This is a genomic window from Winogradskya humida (assembly GCF_016862215.1).
Classification (GTDB): Bacteria; Actinomycetota; Actinomycetes; order Mycobacteriales; family Micromonosporaceae; genus Actinoplanes; species Actinoplanes humidus.
This window is the reverse complement of record NZ_BOMN01000001.1, coordinates 128,694-144,698: the sequence shown is the minus strand read 5'-3', so window position 1 is coordinate 144,698 and position 16,005 is coordinate 128,694. Positions and strand designations below refer to the sequence as shown.

The 16,005-nt window shown below is 67.8% G+C and carries 13 protein-coding genes; 5 read left to right on the top strand and 8 right to left on the bottom strand.

Annotated features, from left to right (window positions below):
* The first annotated feature begins 194 nt into the window (after window positions 1-194).
* Window positions 195-1,256, top strand: coding sequence for a S1 family peptidase (locus Ahu01nite_RS00690; protein WP_438874744.1), 1,062 nt, complete (start codon window positions 195-197; stop codon window positions 1,254-1,256).
* Window positions 1,257-1,377: 121 nt separating this feature from the next.
* On the opposite strand, the gene Ahu01nite_RS00685 is transcribed toward Ahu01nite_RS00690, so the two are convergent.
* Window positions 1,378-1,854: an Lrp/AsnC family transcriptional regulator gene (locus Ahu01nite_RS00685; protein ID WP_203834350.1), complete on the bottom strand. Its 477-nt coding sequence runs from the start codon at window positions 1,852-1,854 to the stop codon at window positions 1,378-1,380.
* A gap of 70 nt (window positions 1,855-1,924) precedes the next feature.
* Here Ahu01nite_RS00685 and Ahu01nite_RS00680 point away from each other — a divergent pair, with 70 nt between their 5' ends.
* Window positions 1,925-2,884 carry a DMT family transporter gene (locus tag Ahu01nite_RS00680; RefSeq protein ID WP_203834349.1) on the top strand — a complete coding sequence of 320 codons (960 nt, stop codon included), beginning with the start codon at window positions 1,925-1,927 and terminating at the stop codon, window positions 2,882-2,884.
* Here the strand turns inward: Ahu01nite_RS00680 and Ahu01nite_RS00675 are convergent.
* Window positions 2,878-3,648: a phosphotransferase gene (locus Ahu01nite_RS00675; RefSeq protein WP_203834348.1), complete on the bottom strand. Its 771-nt coding sequence runs from the start codon at window positions 3,646-3,648 to the stop codon at window positions 2,878-2,880. The genes Ahu01nite_RS00680 and Ahu01nite_RS00675 overlap by 7 nt on opposite strands.
* Window positions 3,649-3,706: 58 nt before the next feature.
* Here Ahu01nite_RS00675 and Ahu01nite_RS00670 point away from each other — a divergent pair, with 58 nt between their 5' ends.
* On the top strand, window positions 3,707-4,531 hold the full coding sequence (locus tag Ahu01nite_RS00670; RefSeq protein WP_203834347.1) for an SDR family oxidoreductase: 825 nt from the start codon (window positions 3,707-3,709) through the stop codon (window positions 4,529-4,531).
* Here Ahu01nite_RS00670 and Ahu01nite_RS00665 read toward each other — a convergent pair.
* The gene (locus Ahu01nite_RS00665) at window positions 4,528-4,932 is read right to left on the bottom strand and encodes a nuclear transport factor 2 family protein (RefSeq protein WP_203834346.1); all 405 of its coding nucleotides are present in this window, start codon (window positions 4,930-4,932) and stop codon (window positions 4,528-4,530) included. The genes Ahu01nite_RS00670 and Ahu01nite_RS00665 overlap by 4 nt on opposite strands.
* A 74-nt stretch (window positions 4,933-5,006) precedes the next feature.
* Here Ahu01nite_RS00665 and Ahu01nite_RS00660 point away from each other — a divergent pair, with 74 nt between their 5' ends.
* Window positions 5,007-5,597 carry a TetR/AcrR family transcriptional regulator gene (locus Ahu01nite_RS00660; RefSeq protein ID WP_203834345.1) on the top strand — a complete coding sequence of 197 codons (591 nt, stop codon included), beginning with the start codon at window positions 5,007-5,009 and terminating at the stop codon, window positions 5,595-5,597.
* 137 nt (window positions 5,598-5,734) lie between these two features.
* Here the strand turns inward: Ahu01nite_RS00660 and Ahu01nite_RS00655 are convergent, their stop codons facing one another.
* From Ahu01nite_RS00655 to Ahu01nite_RS00640, 4 genes are all read right to left on the bottom strand, one after another.
* Window positions 5,735-7,816: an NACHT domain-containing protein gene (locus tag Ahu01nite_RS00655; protein ID WP_203834344.1), complete on the bottom strand. Its 2,082-nt coding sequence runs from the start codon at window positions 7,814-7,816 to the stop codon at window positions 5,735-5,737.
* 410 nt (window positions 7,817-8,226) lie between these two features.
* Window positions 8,227-9,963, bottom strand: a complete 1,737-nt coding sequence (gene ctaD, locus Ahu01nite_RS00650) for an aa3-type cytochrome oxidase subunit I (protein ID WP_203834343.1) — start codon at window positions 9,961-9,963, stop codon at window positions 8,227-8,229.
* A gap of 42 nt (window positions 9,964-10,005) precedes the next feature.
* Window positions 10,006-10,704, bottom strand: a complete 699-nt coding sequence (locus tag Ahu01nite_RS00645; RefSeq protein WP_203834342.1) for a phosphatase PAP2 family protein — start codon at window positions 10,702-10,704, stop codon at window positions 10,006-10,008.
* Between the two features lie 30 nt (window positions 10,705-10,734).
* Window positions 10,735-11,421 (bottom strand): phosphatase PAP2 family protein, encoded by a 687-nt coding sequence (locus Ahu01nite_RS00640; RefSeq protein WP_203834341.1) that lies wholly within the window; start codon window positions 11,419-11,421, stop codon window positions 10,735-10,737.
* A 364-nt stretch (window positions 11,422-11,785) separates the two neighbouring features.
* On the opposite strand from Ahu01nite_RS00640, the gene Ahu01nite_RS00635 reads away from it, so the two are divergent.
* Window positions 11,786-14,608, top strand: coding sequence for an AfsR/SARP family transcriptional regulator (locus tag Ahu01nite_RS00635; RefSeq protein WP_203834340.1), 2,823 nt, complete (start codon window positions 11,786-11,788; stop codon window positions 14,606-14,608).
* Here the strand turns inward: Ahu01nite_RS00635 and Ahu01nite_RS00630 are convergent.
* Window positions 14,597-16,000, bottom strand: a complete 1,404-nt coding sequence (locus tag Ahu01nite_RS00630) for an aldehyde dehydrogenase family protein (protein WP_203834339.1) — start codon at window positions 15,998-16,000, stop codon at window positions 14,597-14,599. The two genes, Ahu01nite_RS00635 and Ahu01nite_RS00630, sit on opposite strands and share 12 nt — an antisense overlap.
* Window positions 16,001-16,005 lie beyond the last annotated feature (5 nt).

Here is a 16,005-nt window from a genome sequence, read left to right as displayed (position 1 = left end):
CGCCGATGGTATGACTTAGATCGAATGTCTTCGATTTTAGATCTTTCCGCAGCTCACAGCTTTCTTTCAGTTTCCTGTGCGAGAGCTTTGAAAGCATAGATCCTTGTGAACGTCTTGAAGCGAATGGGAGCGTTCCTCATGTCCGGCCCGAGTAGACCAATCGGACTACTCAGACTCTTCATGGGAGGCTCCACGTGGGATCCACAAGTTCCTCGCGCTGGCGTAGCGCCGCCGTTTTCGCGCCCCTCGCGCTGCTCGGCGCGGTCGTCATGCCGAACGCCGCCGTTGCGGCACCCGCCGCGCTGAAGGCCGACAACGCCGCCAAGGCCGTGGCGCTGAGTGACGACCTCGGCCCGGACTCGGCTGGCTCCTACCTGGACAGCAGCAGCGGACGCATGGTCGTCACCGTCACGACCGACGCCGCAGCCGCCAAGGTCCGTGCCGCCGGTGGCGTCGCCAAGACGGTCAAGTTCTCCGCGGCCGCCCTCGAAGCGGTCACCGACAAGATCGCCACGACGTCGAAGATCAAGGGCACCGCCTGGGCGACCGACCTCACCACCAACCAGGTCGTCGTCACCGTCGACCCCACGGTCACCGGCACCAAGCTCGCCACCGTCGAAGCCGCCGTCAAGGCCGCCGGTGACGCCGCCCGCCTCGAGCACACCGCCACCGAGTTCTCCCTGAAGATCGCCGGCGGTCAGGCCATCTACGGCGGCGGCTACCGCTGCTCGCTCGGCTTCAACCTCAAGTCGGCCAGCTACTACTACTTCGTCACGGCCGGCCACTGCACCCAGGTCGCCTCCACCTGGTACAGCAACTCGGGGCAGACCACCGTCCTCGGCACGAACAGCGTCTCCAGCTTCCCCGGCAACGACTACGGCATCGTCCGCTACACGAACACCACGGTCGCGCACCCCGGCTCCGTCTACACCTACAGCGGCAGCCAGACCATCTCCTCGGTCGGCACGGCCTACGTCGGCGAATCGGTCAGCCGCAGCGGCAGCACCACCGGCGTCCACACCGGCTCGGTCACCGCGGTCAACGCCTCCGTCACCTACTCCGAAGGCACCGTCTCCGGCCTGATCCGCACCACCGTCTGCGCCGAGGGCGGCGACAGCGGCGGCTCGCTCTACTCCGGCTCCATCGGCCTCGGCCTCACCTCCGGCGGCAGCGGCGACTGCACCAGCGGCGGCGTCACCTACTTCCAGCCCCTCAACGAGGTCCTCAGCACCTACACCACCCTCAGCCTGGCCTGACCTCCGGTCACCAGAACGCACGGCCACCCAGGGGGGAGACCTGGGTGGCCGTCCGGCGTTCGGGACAAGGGAAATGAGTGAGCCGGGCGCGGGCCCGATCCTGCTCGGTCTGAGGCCCGGGTCAGCTTTCGGGTGAGCTGGTCAGGGGGAGTGGGGACGTCGGTTTGATCTCCTGGAGGCGCAGGAGGGTGGTCAGGCGCTGGGCTCCCTTGAGGGAGAGCTGGGTGAGGACGTGCTGCAGCTCGGCGACGTCGCGGGCGACAATCAGGAGCATCACGTCGATCTCGCCGGCCACCCAGTCGGCGGCGATGACCTGGGGGATGGCCAGGACCGCCTGCTCGAAGATCCGGCTGGCGCGGGGTTCGTGGCGGGTGAGGGTGGCGGAGACGTAGACCTGGAGCGGGAAGCCGGCCTGGCCCGGGTCGAGGCGGGCGCTGATGGTGCGGATCACGCCGGACTTCTTGAGGCGGCGGACGCGGTTGAGGGTGGCGGCCGGGGAGAGGCCGATGATGCGCGCCAGCTCGAGGTTGGAACGGTCGGCGTCCTGCTGCAGCTCGTTGAGGAGCTGGACGTCGATTTCATCAAGTCTGACCGCCATTTGGCCAAATATAGTTTCGTCTAACGGCGCAGTCGACGAATTCTGCCTTCCCGTGTGGAGTATTCGGTGAATGCGTACCGATCGTCGTCTCACCCTGCTCGCCCTCGTCACCGCCGGCCTGCTCTGGGGCACCACCATCCCCCTGACCAAGGTGGCGTTGTCAGGTGTCGGCCCGGGCTGGCTGACGGTCTTCCGGTTCACCCTCGCCGCGCTACCCCTCGCGATCCTGGCGCGCCGCTCCCTGCGTGCGGCGATCTCACCCTCGGTGATCGCCTGGGGCGGCATCGGGTACGGAGCCGCGCTCGTCCTGCAGAACATCGGCATCGGCCACACCAGCGTCAGCCACGCTGCTCTGATCGTCGGCGCTGTCCCGGTGCTCGTGGCGGTCCTCGGCCTGGTGTCCGGCCGGGGCACGACGGGCCTGGGAACGTGGGCCGGCCTGTCACTGTCATTGCTGGGTATCGGCGTCATCGCCAGCCACGGCGGCGGGAGTGCGACCCTGGCCGGTGACGCGATGGTGGGTGGCTCGGCGCTGCTGTCGGCCCTGTTCGTGATCGCCCAGCCCCGGCTGCTCTCCGGCCGTGATCCGGTGGCCGTTACCGCTGTGCAGCTGGCCGCGGGTGCCGCGGCGGGGTTGCCGGCCGCGTTGTCGAGTGGATTGCCGCCGATGCCGGACGTGACGCCGGCTGTTGCCATGGTGACGCTGGCTTTCGCGGGGACGCTCGTGCCGTTCACGCTCTTCGCCTACGGGCAGTCGCGGGTGTCGCCGGCCGCGGCGGGAGCGTTCCTCAACCTCGAGCCGCTGGTCGGGTTCCTGCTGGGCGTGGTTGCCTTCGGTGACGCTTTCGCCGGCCCCCAACTCGCCGGGGGCCTGGCGATCCTCACCGGCCTGGCACTGACCTCCCTCCCCATGCTCCGCCGCACCCCCGCCCCCATCCAGGAGAGCGCAGTCCATGCGGAAAGCGCAGCGCTCGCCGAATTTGCCGTGCCCGAGCGGGTGACGGTGCTCGCGGAGAGCGGCCGTTACTGAGGAAGGAGTTCGGCCAGCTCCCGCGCGGCTGTCTCCAGGTTGGTGTCGACGCCGTGCGAGATCATCTGCTGGAATGCGGGATCGCCGGCTGCGGCAGTCCGGCGGATGCCCTCGGCGGAGGCGTTGACCCGGTCGCGCACGATCTCCAGGAACGATGCGAGTGGGCCGTCCCATCCGTACGTGTCGAGGAAGAGCTTTAGTCTCCGGGGCCGCTCGGCGAAGTCGGTGAATCCTTCCGCCGCCACCACGTGACGAGCGTGCAGGGGCACCCAGGCGAAAGCGGTGAAAGCGAGATCCCACTCGGGCGTGACCGGCGCGGCGAAGTCCCAGTCGAAAAGGCCGACCAGGTGCCCGTCAGCCCAGGCGGCGTTGTAGGGCGCGGCGTCGTTGTGCCCGATGATCAAGCCGGGCTCCCAGGTGCTGCCTTCCCGCCAGGTCGCGTCGCCGGCCGGGGTGAAGGTCGCGATGGCGTGGTGGAAGTCGCGGAGCCACCGGGCAACCTGCTGCAGCGCCTGGTCGCTGTGGACCCACGTCGGCCACGGTCGTGCGTCTCCGACGACGTTTCCTGGCAGGAACGACAGGACTTCCCGGCCCTGGTCGTCGAAGCCGAGCGCGCGGGGTGCCCCGCCGAAACCCACAGCCTCCAGATGTTGCAGCACCGCGTGCACCGACGGTGTCCACGGTCCGGCTGCCCGGCGGACGGTGTCGCCGATCCGGACCGCGCCACCGGTGTTGCCGCCGGCAAGCCGTACCTCTGCGTCCATGGTCCTCATGGTGCCAGCGGTCACGATCTGACCGCATGGGACTTTAGCGTCAGCAGGCATGACGATTATGATCACGGGCGCCACCGGTGCGGTGGGCCGCCCTCTGGTAACCCATCTTGTAAATCAAGGCGAGCGGGTACGGGCAACGAGTCGCAAACCGCAGCAGGCCGGGTTGCCGCCGCAGGTCGACGTGGTGTTCGCGGACCCGCCGGAGTTTGGGGCGGAGGTGTTCGACGGCGTCGACCGGATGTTGGTGTTTCCCTTCGAGCAGGGCGTCGACGAGTTGATCACCGCTGCGGTGGCGGCCGGGGTCGAGCGGTTCGTGGTGTTCTCGTCGCTTGCCGCTGCGGGGGAGCTCCCCCGCGACGTGGCTTCCGTCAGCTACACCCACCACCGGGCGGTCGAGCGGGCGGTGACATCCCGCACCGACAACTGGACGATTCTGCGGCCGGGGACCTTCGCCGGCAATCTGCTCTCGTGGGCCTGGCCCATCAAGGCCGGAGCGCCGATCCGGGCGCCGTACGTCCACTCCGCACAGCCACCCATCCACGAGGCTGACATCGCGGACGCCGCCGCGGTGGCCCTCACCGAGGACGGTCACCGCGGCCGGATCTACCCGCTGACGGGTCCGCAGTCGCTCACCCGGATCGAGCAGGTCGCCGCGATCGGTGCCGGCATCGGCCGGGACCTGCGCCTGGTGGAGATCAGCCCGGAGGAGTTCCAGGCCGACGTGGCGCAGTTCCTGCCCGAGAGCATCATCGCGATGCTGCTCACGTACTGGCAGGAGACGGTCGACGTGCCCGACCCGGTGCGACCCGGGACGGGCGGCCGGACCCTCGAGCAGTGGGCGCGCGACCATCGCGCGGACTTCGAACCAGCCTAGCCCACCGGGACGGTCAGCACCGCAGGGTCGCCGTTGCTCCAGATTCCCCGGATCCGGCGGTTGGTGATCTGCCAGCCGTCGGCGGTGCGGCGCAGGGTGTCGTCGTAGTTGCCGCCGAGCAGGAACTGGCTGCCGCCGCGTACGTGCTGGGCGATGAACGTCGCGTGGGTGGTGGCTGTATCGCCGTCGAGGGTCACCTCGACGTTGCCGAGGAGATGCTGGGTGGCGTCCAAAAGCGACAGGAAACCCCTGGTCGAGGCGACGATAGCAGCGCGGCCGTCGGCGCTGGCGTTGGTGTAGTCCCCCTGGGCGTCGGGGGCGTAACAAGCGGCGAGCAGGTCCCAGTCGCGGGTGTCCATGGCACGGGCAACCCTGTAGAGCACGTCGGCAGGTGAGTTCATGGTGAGCGACTGTAATTCGGTACTGCTTAGTTCCGCAACTACTGAGTTCCGGAACTGGCGCGTACGATGCAGGCGTGGTGAACCCGGGACGGAAGCGCGACCACTCGCGGGACGCGGACATCTTGCAGGCGACGCTCGATGTGCTGGCCGAGACGAGCTATGCCGACCTGACGATCGAGATGGTGGCGGTGCGGGCCGGCGCCGGCCGCGGCACGATCTACCGGCGGTGGACCAGCAAGGACGAGCTGATCCTCGCCGCGGTCGCGTGCGCCGACCAGGCGGGTCCGGAGGCCGGCAAGCTGCCCGACACGGGTGCACTGCGCAGCGACCTGCTGGCGATGCTCGACCCGGACTGGCTCGGCAGCAGCGAGCGGCGGCTGCGCATCCTCGCGAGTCTCACGGCGATGATGAGCCGCACACCGGACGCATTCGCCGCCATCAACCGTGCGATCGTCGAGCCGTCCGTGGCCGCCTACCAGCACCTCATCCAGCGCGCCGTCGACCGCGGCGAGTTCGCGAAGTCAGCCGATGTCGCAGCGCTGGCGCAGCTGATTCCGGCGATGGCGACGTACCGTGCACTGTTTCTGCAGCAGCCCGTCGACCTGCCGTTCTTCTTCTCGATGATCGACGGGGTGTTACTCCCCGCTCTGCCCGCCCCGTCGTAACAGCGTCTGCCGTGCTCGCGGTGCAAGGAAGTCACTCTGGTCGCGCTGCGTCGGCCGGACGATCCGGTCTCCGCTGGATGCGGCGGACGCAATCCGTGCCGTCGCGCCGGACGGTGTGCCCATAGAGTCGCTCGTCGTCATCGCCTTATTTCCAGATTGATCCGTATTCTTCCCGGCCTCATCGAGAGAATCGCTTCTTGAAGCTGGATATGAACGAACCGATACCGGGGTCCGGCAGGTATGAGTAGACCCGCCGACACGAGGACGTTCATATATTTCATGAGGCGCCACGGCGTCCGCCGCGCAAGCGCCAGCCATGCGTGAGAAATTCGGAATTGGCACCATCGGGTGAGACCGACCATCGCTATGAAGGTACTGGACGCTCCCATCGCTGCGCCGGCGAAACTCGCACGTGCAGGTGTTCCCCAGTCAGCTGATGTCGGGAAAAATGGCATCGCCAGCCAATATCCGCAGAAGTACACGATCGCCGACAGGCCGCTCACGGCGGCCGCGTATCCCAAGGCACCCTGGCGCGCTCTTTTTACGATCAGCTCGGGCGTAAGCCCGTCCTGCTTGCCGGGGCCAGAGTCGAATGCGGACGCGAGTCCGGTGATCAGGCCGACCATGGATCCTATCAATACTGCTACAGGAACCAGACCCCAGCTCGCTTTCTGGTGACCGATGAGAAGGGCAAGGTAGATTGCCGACCCGATCGCTGAACCGACTGTGGCGCCGCTGATGAGCCCAAGCGCCAGCTCGCTGAGAGTTGGCCAGCGAAGCACGATCCGCGAGGGACGCGTCCGCATTCCCAGCGCTACGCCCAGCCCAACGGTCATGCCCACGACTGTGCTGTTCACCGAATTTATGACGATTGCTGTAAAACCGACCCCGCCGACCGCCGTGCCGATGGTGAAATTCATGATGGCAGCTATCAATCCTGAGGTCAGCGCGAGAGCCCATCGAGGCAACCAGGATACAATTCCCCACCAACCGAAACGCGTAATGCCGCGTTTGTAGATTCCCTGCGCAATCATGTAGATCCACCGTTGCGCAGTGTGCTGCGAAACGCCAAAACTATCCGACGTGGCCCGCAATGTTTGACGTGCAAAAGCGCTGAATATCTCGCGCCGGAATTCCTCGTCCGATTGTGAAGCGAGGTCGTGCAAACGAGCGAGAGACGATTCTTGGGTCGTCAGCGCGTCGCGGAGCATCGTGGCGAGTAGTGGGCTTGATGCGTACACCGCCAACGAGCTCAGTTTGGACGATCCCACGCGCTTCGAGTGAACCTCGATAACACCGGTCGTATTTCGTGCGAGATACTCGACAACAGCCTTCGGGGAGACGGGCTGTATCTCGATAGCAGTGGATCCCGACAGAAGTGTGAATGATTCGTTCGCTACCAGGGACTTGTAAACCTCACCTACGCAAGTGAGAACTAAGGAACGGTCCTTGCCGAGCCAAAGATTGATGGCGGAGACCGCGGTTTCCTGGCCGGTCCGAGAAAGTCGATCCAAGCCGTCGACAATGGGCGCCACCCGTCCAGTCGCTAGCAACCGGGCGGCTACGGATGATGGTCCTCGACGGCGCTCGCTCGGCCTCTTGCCAACCATTGATGGGTATTCCGTTGCCATCTCCCGCTCCATGAACGCCTCGAAGTTCTCTTGGCCGACGCGCCACGAATCCGCGGAAACCACTACGGGAACGGTGCGGGCGGCCTCGTCCAACATCGATAGGGCGAGACGTAACGCGAATGTAGTCTTGCCCGCACCTCCTGCTCCTAGAACCACCATGCGCGGTAAGCGTAAAGAATTGAATGCCCTCAGTTCCCGGTTGTCGGCTCTATGGAAGGCCGCCTCCACTGCCGCAGGCGGCCGTCGGTCACCTTGAAGATTTTTCTCCGCAATTTTCCATGTCGCCTGAATCTCACTTGCGCCACGCAGCTGCCGGGCATATTCGTCGTTGTAGCGTCCCTTGAGGATCTCCGCCAGGTGCAGTTGCCACTGGTCGAGATCCTCCGCATCTGCAGAGGTCCTGTCTTCCTCGGCTCGGCGGAATCTGCCGTATTCTGCATATAGCTGCCATCCCAGCACAATGATGCTGGGAAGTACGAGCAGGTTCGCCCACAATGCAGCCTTTTCCAGGCCCTGAGCAGCATAGATTGCTCCGGTTAAAACCGAGCCGATCAGGAAAGCGACCAGTCCGCCTTTCGGATTTCTCATTACGAGCCCTCCGTATGCGCTTTTGCGCCCCCGACGTGGCCATGGTCGCATGGGCCTTCCAGCTCACCGACGGTGCTGCCCCGGCTGGACTATCGACAGGCTGTCCTAACTGCTTCTGACACGATCTCTGGTTGGTCCAATTGATCAGTCGGTGCCAGTAGATCAGGATGCAGGCAAGGGCTGACGAAGCCCGTCGAGGTTGTCGAGGCGTCGTTCTCAGCGGAGCGTGAGGCGTGGGAACTGGTGTAGGCGAACCTACGCAGATAACGCCCCTAACCGGTGCCAAGGTCCGACCAGACGCCGCCGACCGTGACCGTGCAACGAGGCCAGCGGCCGCGGGAATGTGAGGGCTCGTTCGACGGCCGTCTGCCTGCGTGCGTAGCGTCAGCTCGACCGGGCACGAGCGGCGGTCAGCGTTCTTCCGGATAGCTCGCGCCGCTGTCGGATTCGTGGGTGAGGGGGCGGGCGCCGCCTTCGGGTGGGCCGGCGATCGAGGCGCCGGCGGCGAGTTCCGGGAAGCGGGCGTCGAAGGCGGGGCGTTCCGAGCGGATGCGGGGCATGCTGTCGAAATTGCGCAGCGGGGGCGGGCAGGAGGTGGCCCATTCGAGGGAGTTGCCGTGGCCCCACGGGTCGTTCACGGTGACGAGCTGGCCGACCTTGTAGGAGCGCCAGACGTTGTAGAGGAATGGCAGCGTCGAGGCGCCCAGGACGAACGAGCCGATGGTCGAGATGGTGTTCAGCGTGGTGAAGCCGTCGCCGGGCAGGTAGTCGGCGTAGCGGCGGGGCATGCCTTCCGCGCCGAGCCAGTGCTGGACCAGGAACGTGGTGTGGAAGCCGAGGAACGTCAGCCAGAAGTGGACTTTGCCGAGGCGGTCGTCGAGCATCCGGCCGAACATTTTCGGGAACCAGAAGTAGATGCCGGAGAACACGGCGAAAACGATGGTACCGAAGAGTACGTAGTGGAAGTGCGCGACGACGAAATAGGTGTCGTGCACGTGGAAGTCGATGGGCGGGGCGGCCAGCAGAACGCCGGTCAGACCGCCGAGAACGAACGTGATCATGAAACCGATCGCGAACAGCATCGGGGTCTCGAAGCTGATCTGGCCGCGCCACATGGTGCCGATCCACACGAAGAATTTCATGCCGGTCGGGACTGCGATGAGGAAGCTCAGGAAGCTGAAGAACGGCAGCAGCACCTGGCCGGTCGCGAACATGTGGTGTGCCCACACGCTGAAGGACAGCACCGCGATCAGCAGGGTCGCGCTGACCAGTCCTTTGTAGCCGAAGACGGGCTTGCGGCTGAAGACCGGGATGACCTCGGTGATGATGCCGAAGAACGGCAGCGCGACGATATAGACCTCGGGGTGGCCGAAGAACCAGAACAGGTGCTGCCAGATCATCGGGCCGTTGGTGGCGGGCTCGAAGACGTGGGCGCCGAGGATCCGGTCGGCGGCGAGGGCGAACAGCGCCGCGGCGAGGAACGGGAAGACGATCACCACGAGCAGGCTGGTGACCAGGGTGTTCCACACCATGATCGGCATCCGGAACATGGTCATGCCGGGGGCGCGCAGCGTGATGATCGTGGTGATCATGTTGACGCCACCGAGGATCGTACCGACGCCGGAGAGGGCCAGCCCGACGATCCACGCGTTGCCGCCGAGGCCGGGGGAGTTGGTGGCGTCACTGAGCGGGGTGTACGCCGTCCAGCCGAAGTCCGCCGCCCCGCCCGGGGTCAGGAACCCGCTGATCGCGATGAGCCCGCCGAACAGATAGAGCCAGTACGCGAACGCGTTGAGCCGCGGGAACGCCACATCCGGCGCCCCGATCTGGATCGGCACCACGAAGTTGGCGAACGCGAACACGATCGGCGTCGCGAAGAACAGCAGCATGATCGTGCCGTGCATCGTGAACAGCTGGTTGTACTGCTCGGGGGAGAGGAACTGCAGACCGGGCCGGGCCAGCTCCGCGCGCATCAGCAGCGCCATCAGGCCGCCGAGCATGAAGAAGACGAACGCGGTGACCATGTACATGATGCCGATCTGCTTGGCATCAGTGGTGCGTAGCATGCGGGCGAGCGCTGAGCCGCGTACCTGTCGCCTCAAGGGGTAAGGCCGCGTGACGATGGGCTTGGGCACGACGCTGGTCATGACACCCCCCAACCGGGGCGGGAATAAGGCGCTACGTTACGCCTATCGATGCGTGGCAGCGACCTTTCTGGACGACAGAGTGGAGCGGGTCCACTGCACGCTGCGATCGAGGATGGCGCGGGCCATGATCCAGACGCACATGATGCCGTTGAAGAACGACGCGGTGACGTCGGTCGGGTGGTGCATGCCGCGGTAGAGGCGGCCCACGGCGACGCCTACCGGGACGAGGACCAGCAACCAGCACAGCGTCTTGAGCCAGGTGCGGTTCGTCAGCCCGACGAGCACCACCGCCATGCCGACGTAGAGCGCGACCGCGGCCGAGGTGTGCCCGGACGGGAAGCTCGAGGTCGGCGGCGAGTTGTCCATGTGCGCGACCTCGGGGCGCTGCCGGTCGATCAGCAGCGTGGTGAAGAAGAAGATCAGCGCCTGGGCGATCACGCCGGCGCAGAGGAAGAGCGGCTCGCGCCAGCGCTTCAGGGTGAGCCGCAGGATGATCGCCACGACGGCGGTGACGCCGATGATGACCGGCGTGCTGCCGATCGTACTGAAAATGAACGAGACCACGTTGCCGAAGCTCTCGCGGTTGGCGGCGAAGTCGCGGTTGATGGTGTCCTCGACCGTGAACGGCCAGGTCTTCTCGAGCACCTTGGTGATGAGCAGACCCAGCCCGACCATCACCGCGAACAGGGCGAGGACGGGAGCGAGGATCCGCTTGAGGAACTGAACCGCGACATCGGACATGGACGCGCCATTACCCGGTGGCGGCGAAAATTACGCCTTCGAATAAACGGAGAGCGAAGGGTCGACGCCGTGCTCGGCGACGGGCAGGAAGCCGCGGTGGGTGAAGGCCATCGTCGTCGCGGCGATCACGGCGACAGCCAGTAGCCAGCCGGCCACCACGTCGCTGGTCCAGTGCACTCCGATGATGATGCGGGAGACGCCGGTCAGGACGGTCACTGTTGCTACCCCGGTCCAGAGCAACCACCGGTGGCGTACGACGGGGAGCAGCACGAGCACGAAAACGCCCGACACGAGCGCGGCATTGAGCGCGTGCCCGGACGGGAACGAATACCCGGCGGCCCGGGCAACCGGCTCGAGAAAATCCGGCCGGTGCCGTTCGACCAGCAGTTTCAGCAGCGCGCCCAGGATCCCGCCCGAGGCCACGGTGACGACGGCCCACACGGCGGCGGCGCGGTGCCTGCGGCGCAGCAGCCACACCACGAGGCCCAGGGCGGCCAGCCGCAGCGGGTTCGGGTCGAAGATGTTCGTCCACCACTTCGTCACGGTGACCCAGCCGGGGTGCCGCAGCGCCCAGTCGTGCAGGGCGGTGGTGATCGTCGCGTCGAGCTCGTGCAGGGGCCGCCAGTCGCCGGTGACCATGATCGCGAGCAGGGCGAACGGCACCAGCACCGCGACGGTGATCGCGGCCGCGGTGGCCAGCCGTGTCCCCAGGGTCATGACCATCAGTTACCCAGATGTTCACGGGATAGTCACCAGGCCGTGGTGTCCGCCACCGCTGTCTACCAGTCGACGCGCTTGCGCGCGAACAGCGGATGCGCTCGCGCGCGAAGCCGGGGATAGTGGTCCGGCAGGCGCGGCGAGGAGCCCCGCCAGGCTCCGCGCCGCGCCTGTGCCCCAACCCGCCGCTGACCCCGCCTGGTGCCGGCGACGAAAGCGGTGTGCTCGTGCTCTCATGGCTCCGCCGGTACGGTCTCGGTATGTCCTCCCCGACACCCGATCCCCGACAGCGGTCAGCGCACTCTCTCAACCGAACCTTGCACGGACCTTGCGCGGCCCAGAACGAGCGGCCCGCGACGTAGTCATGGGCCTCGACATCCAGGTGCTCGCCGGGGTGCAGATCCTCGTCGACGGCACCCCCCAGCTGCGCCGCACCCAAGAGAAGAAGGCCCTCGCCGTGCTGGTGGCGGCCCGTGGACCGTTACGCCCCGAGGCGTTCCTCGGCGCGATCTGGGACGCCGGGCACCCGACTGCCCGCGACGCGCTGCTCGCGCCCGTCATCGCCCGGTTGCGCCGGATCCTGCGAGACCACGGCGTCGCGATCACCTCGGCCCGGCAGACCCGCGGCTATCAGCTCGTCGGGGACAACCTCGCCGAGCTCGTGGACGCCTACCGTTTCGAGCGCGCCGCCCGCGAGGTGCTGGACTGCCTCGAAGCGGGCGACTACGAGCAGGCCTCACCGGCATACGAGACGGCGGCGCAGGCCTGGACAGGTGAGCCGTTCGCCGAGTTCGGCTCCGGGTGGTCGGCGGGGGAGCCGATGCGGGGTTACGCCGGCGAGCTTTTACGCGTACGCGAAAAGGTCGTCGAGCAGATGGCCCGCGCGGCGCTGATGCGGGGCCGGGACGCGTGCGCGCCCGCGTGGTCCGCGCGCCCGCTGGCGCAGGGGCTGGAACGGCACGACGCGTTGTGGCTGCTCACGGTCATGGACGCGCTGCGCCGCCATGGAGTCACCGCCGCCGAGGAGCTCCTCGAGGAGGGCAACAAGGACGGGCTCGACCCGGCGACCACCACCCGCGCGTTCGACCTGATCAGCCTGCACGAGGACGGCATCGACGTCCACCGCCCCCTGCGCTCTGTCACCTCCGGCGGCGAAACGCATGCCGAGCTGGTCGTCCGGTGCCGCAATCTCGACGATCTCTCGCCGTGGCGCACGGTTGCCGGGTCGATCTGGGCACATCTGCGCCGCGACCTCTCGCACGGCTCGATCTCCCCGGCCCAGCGCCGGCTCATCGCGGACTTCGTCGGCGGCGGCGACCGGCCCGTGCTCGACGGCGGCCGCGACCTCGGCCAGCTCATCGCGCTGCTCGAGGCCCTGCTGCGCCCGGTGCTGCGGACCATGCCGCTGGTCCTGGTCTTCGACGACGCGCACCTGCTCAGCCCGGTCGCGCGGCAGGTGCTCGACGAGCTGGTCGACCGGCTCGCCGAGTTGCCGCTGGAGGTGTCCCTCGCCGACGGGTCGCCGCCGGTGGCGGTGCAGGACGATGGTGGTTCGGCGCTCAGCGCGTACCGGCAGATGGAAGAACGCATCGCCCAGGGTGAGCGGCTCACCACGCCCGTCGCCGTGCAGATGGCCCGTCATGCGCAGGCGGCGCAGCGGCTCCTCCCGGTCGAAACCGTGGCCGCAGCTCTCCTGGCGGCGGCCCGCGCCGAGCGGCAGGGCTACTCCGCGGCGGCCGCGATCGAATGGGCGCAAGCCGGTCTTGCGCTCGGCGGCCCGGCCACGGTCACCGCCGACCTGTTGATGACGCTGGGTGATGCTCGCCGCGACCTCGGCGAGGCGGCCGAGGCCTCGCGGCAGTACCGCAACGCCTACGATGCTGCCGAGGGCCACCCGTTGCTGCAGGCCACGACGGCGGTGCGGCTGGCCCGCCAATGGTCCGACCCGGGCCTCGTCGACGAACAAATGATCTTCCTGCTGCGTCGCGCGCTGCGGGCTCTGGACGACGGCCCTCCGGCGGATGCGGTACGCCTCCAGCTCCAGGCCCACCTCGCGCACAAGTCCACGATGTCCGTCGCGACGGCCACCGACCTGTCCGGCCCCGCCCTCGCCCGGGACACCCTCGACGAGCTGAAACCCGACGACGATCCGGAGGTACGCTGCGAGGTCCTCAACGAGTGCCGCTGGGGCCTCTACGACTACGCATCCCCCGGCGAGCTCGCCGCCATCTCGGCACACCTGCGCAAGGCAGCCATCGAGGCCCGCTCCCCGTACTTCGAGAGCGAGGCCCTGCTCGCCCTGATCATCGACCACATCCGCCTCGGCCGCCTCCCCGCCGTCCACGCAGCCGTCAAGGAACACCGCTCGCTGGTCGCCGAGCACCCCCGCCCCCAGGGAGAATGGCTCCAGGGCGTCCTCGACACGATGATGCACCTCTGGCGCGGCACCTTCGACGCGGCAGCGGGCTGGCTCTTCGGCCCCGGCCGCGAGGCGGTCGACTCCCTGCGCGACCGCCCGGTCATCCCCGCCGACACCCTCCGCCAGACCTGGCAGGGCCAGACCTACTGGCTCTTCCGCGAACTGGGCCGCACCGAGGAACTCCTCGCCCAGGCCGCCGACGACATCGAACTCGACGCCCACTTCCCGATCTGGCCGGCCAGCCTCCTGCTCGCCTGCTGCGACGTGGGCCGCTACGACGAGGCCTCGGACCGGCTGGCCGCCTTCCTCGCCACCCACCAGAACCTCGCCGGCTGGCCCCCACAGGGCTGGGCGGTCCCGACGCTGGCGCTGCTCGCGGAGTCAGTGGCCGCACTGCGTGTCGCGCGGCCTGGGGACACGGTCGCGGCTGAGGCGGTGCCGCTGCTGCGGGGCCTGCTCGCACCGCACCGCGACGAGCTGGTGCTGGCGGGCTGGCCGGTCGCGGTGATGGGACCGGTCGCCCGGTTCAGCGGCCTGCTCGCCCTGGTCGCGGGAGACACCACAGCGGCGCTCGCCGACTTCACGCACGCGGCAGCGGTCGCCTCGGACTCGCCACCGATCCTCGCCCGTATCCGCTACGACCACGCCCGGGCATTGCTCCAGGCCGGGGATCCCGCAGCGGCCGCGCCCCTGGCCGAACGAGCTCACTCAGTAGCTTCCCGGCTGGGCATGCCCCTGCTGGCCGCTGCCGCAGGGTCACTGAGGTGAGAGGGCCATCCTGGCGTACGTCTTGAGGTTCTGGAACTCGCTGATGGCAGCCGGCCCGCACAGGAGGCCGTAGCCGCTCTGCTTCATGCCGCCCTGCTCGAAGTGCTCGGACATCGTGCCCCAGGTGTTGGTCCAGACCCCGCCGAAGCGCAACTCGCGACCGACCCGGCGGGCGCGCAGGTCGTCGCCGGTGAACACCGACACGGCCAGGCCGAACTCGGTGGCGTTGGCGCGCCGGATCGCGTCGGGTTCGTCGTCGAAGACCTCGAAGGTCTGGACCGGGCCGAAGACCTCCTGTTGCACGACGGGTACGTCGACCTCGTCGACCTCGAGCAGGGTGGGGCGGTAGAACGCGCCGCCGGCCAGCTCGGGGTCGGTGACCGGGCCACCGCGGACGATGACTCCGGCGTACGCCGTGGCCTCCTCGACGATCCGGTCGACCCTGGCCACGCCGGCCTTGTCGATCAGCGGCCCCATCTGGCTGGCGGGGTCGAGCGCGGGTCCGACCTTGACAGCTTCCAGCGCGGCGGCGAGCCGGGTACGCAGCTCGTCCGCGATTCCGCGCTGGGCGAGCACCCGCGAACCGGTGCAGCAGAACTCGCCGTTCATCAGGATGCTGCTCTGCACGAGCGTGGGCACCACGACGTCCAGGTCTGCGTCGTCGAAGACGATCATCGGAGTCTTGCCGCCCAGCTCCAGGCTGACCCGCTTGAGCGTCGGCGCGGCGGCAGCGGCGATCGCGCGTCCCACGTGGGTGCTGCCGGTGTAGTGGAGCACGTCGACGTCCGGCGAGGCGACCAGCAGCGGCGCCACCTCGTTACCGGCCTCGGTGAGGATGGTGACGACGCCGGCGGGAAGAGCCGTCGTCGCGGCGACGACGTCCGCGAACAGGGCGTTGGTCAGCGCGGTCTGTCCCGGCATCTTGACCACGGTGGTGCACCCCGCTCCGATGGCCGGGCCGAGGGCTCGCGCCAGCAGGACTATCGGTGAATTCCACGGGGCGATGATGCCGGCCACGCCGGCCGCCTCGGGTGTGGAGTGGAAGTAGGAACCGGGCGTGGGCTCGGCGGCGCGACCGGCGATCTGCAGAAGCGCGGAGGCGGCGCTGTATCGCAGCCACTCGACGGCGGTCGCCACCTCCCACGTCGTCTGGGCGAGCAGTTTGCCGTTCTCCTGGGCCATCATCCGGGCGATGGCGGGGACGTTGCCGGAAAGCCGGTCGGCCAGCTCGTGCAGTGCGCGGGAACGCAGGGACGGCTTGCGTGACCAGTCGGTGGTGTCGAAGGTGGACCGAGCGGTGGCGATCGCGGCCTCCGCCTCGGCGCGGCCCGCGGAGGCGTAGGTGCCGATGACCTCGCCGGTCGACGGGTTGATCGACTCGTGGATTGACATTGTCG

Excerpts from the sequence above, each read along its gene's own strand:
- Ahu01nite_RS00685 (WP_203834350.1), bottom strand. The coding sequence starts at position 1,854 with ATGGCGGTCAGACTTGATGAAATCGACGTCCAGCTCCTCAACGAGCTG.
- Ahu01nite_RS00630 (WP_203834339.1), bottom strand. The coding sequence starts at position 16,000 with ATGTCAATCCACGAGTCGATCAACCCGTCGACCGGCGAGGTCATCGGC.
- Ahu01nite_RS00680 (WP_203834349.1), top strand. The coding sequence starts at position 1,925 with ATGCGTACCGATCGTCGTCTCACCCTGCTCGCCCTCGTCACCGCCGGC.
- Ahu01nite_RS00675 (WP_203834348.1), bottom strand. The coding sequence starts at position 3,648 with ATGGACGCAGAGGTACGGCTTGCCGGCGGCAACACCGGTGGCGCGGTC.
- Ahu01nite_RS00670 (WP_203834347.1), top strand. The coding sequence starts at position 3,707 with ATGACGATTATGATCACGGGCGCCACCGGTGCGGTGGGCCGCCCTCTG.
- Ahu01nite_RS00665 (WP_203834346.1), bottom strand. The coding sequence starts at position 4,932 with ATGAACTCACCTGCCGACGTGCTCTACAGGGTTGCCCGTGCCATGGAC.
- Ahu01nite_RS00635 (WP_203834340.1), top strand. The coding sequence starts at position 11,786 with ATGGGCCTCGACATCCAGGTGCTCGCCGGGGTGCAGATCCTCGTCGAC.
- ctaD (WP_203834343.1), bottom strand. The coding sequence starts at position 9,963 with ATGACCAGCGTCGTGCCCAAGCCCATCGTCACGCGGCCTTACCCCTTG.
- Ahu01nite_RS00655 (WP_203834344.1), bottom strand. The coding sequence starts at position 7,816 with ATGAGAAATCCGAAAGGCGGACTGGTCGCTTTCCTGATCGGCTCGGTT.
- Ahu01nite_RS00640 (WP_203834341.1), bottom strand. The coding sequence starts at position 11,421 with ATGACCCTGGGGACACGGCTGGCCACCGCGGCCGCGATCACCGTCGCG.
- Ahu01nite_RS00645 (WP_203834342.1), bottom strand. The coding sequence starts at position 10,704 with ATGTCCGATGTCGCGGTTCAGTTCCTCAAGCGGATCCTCGCTCCCGTC.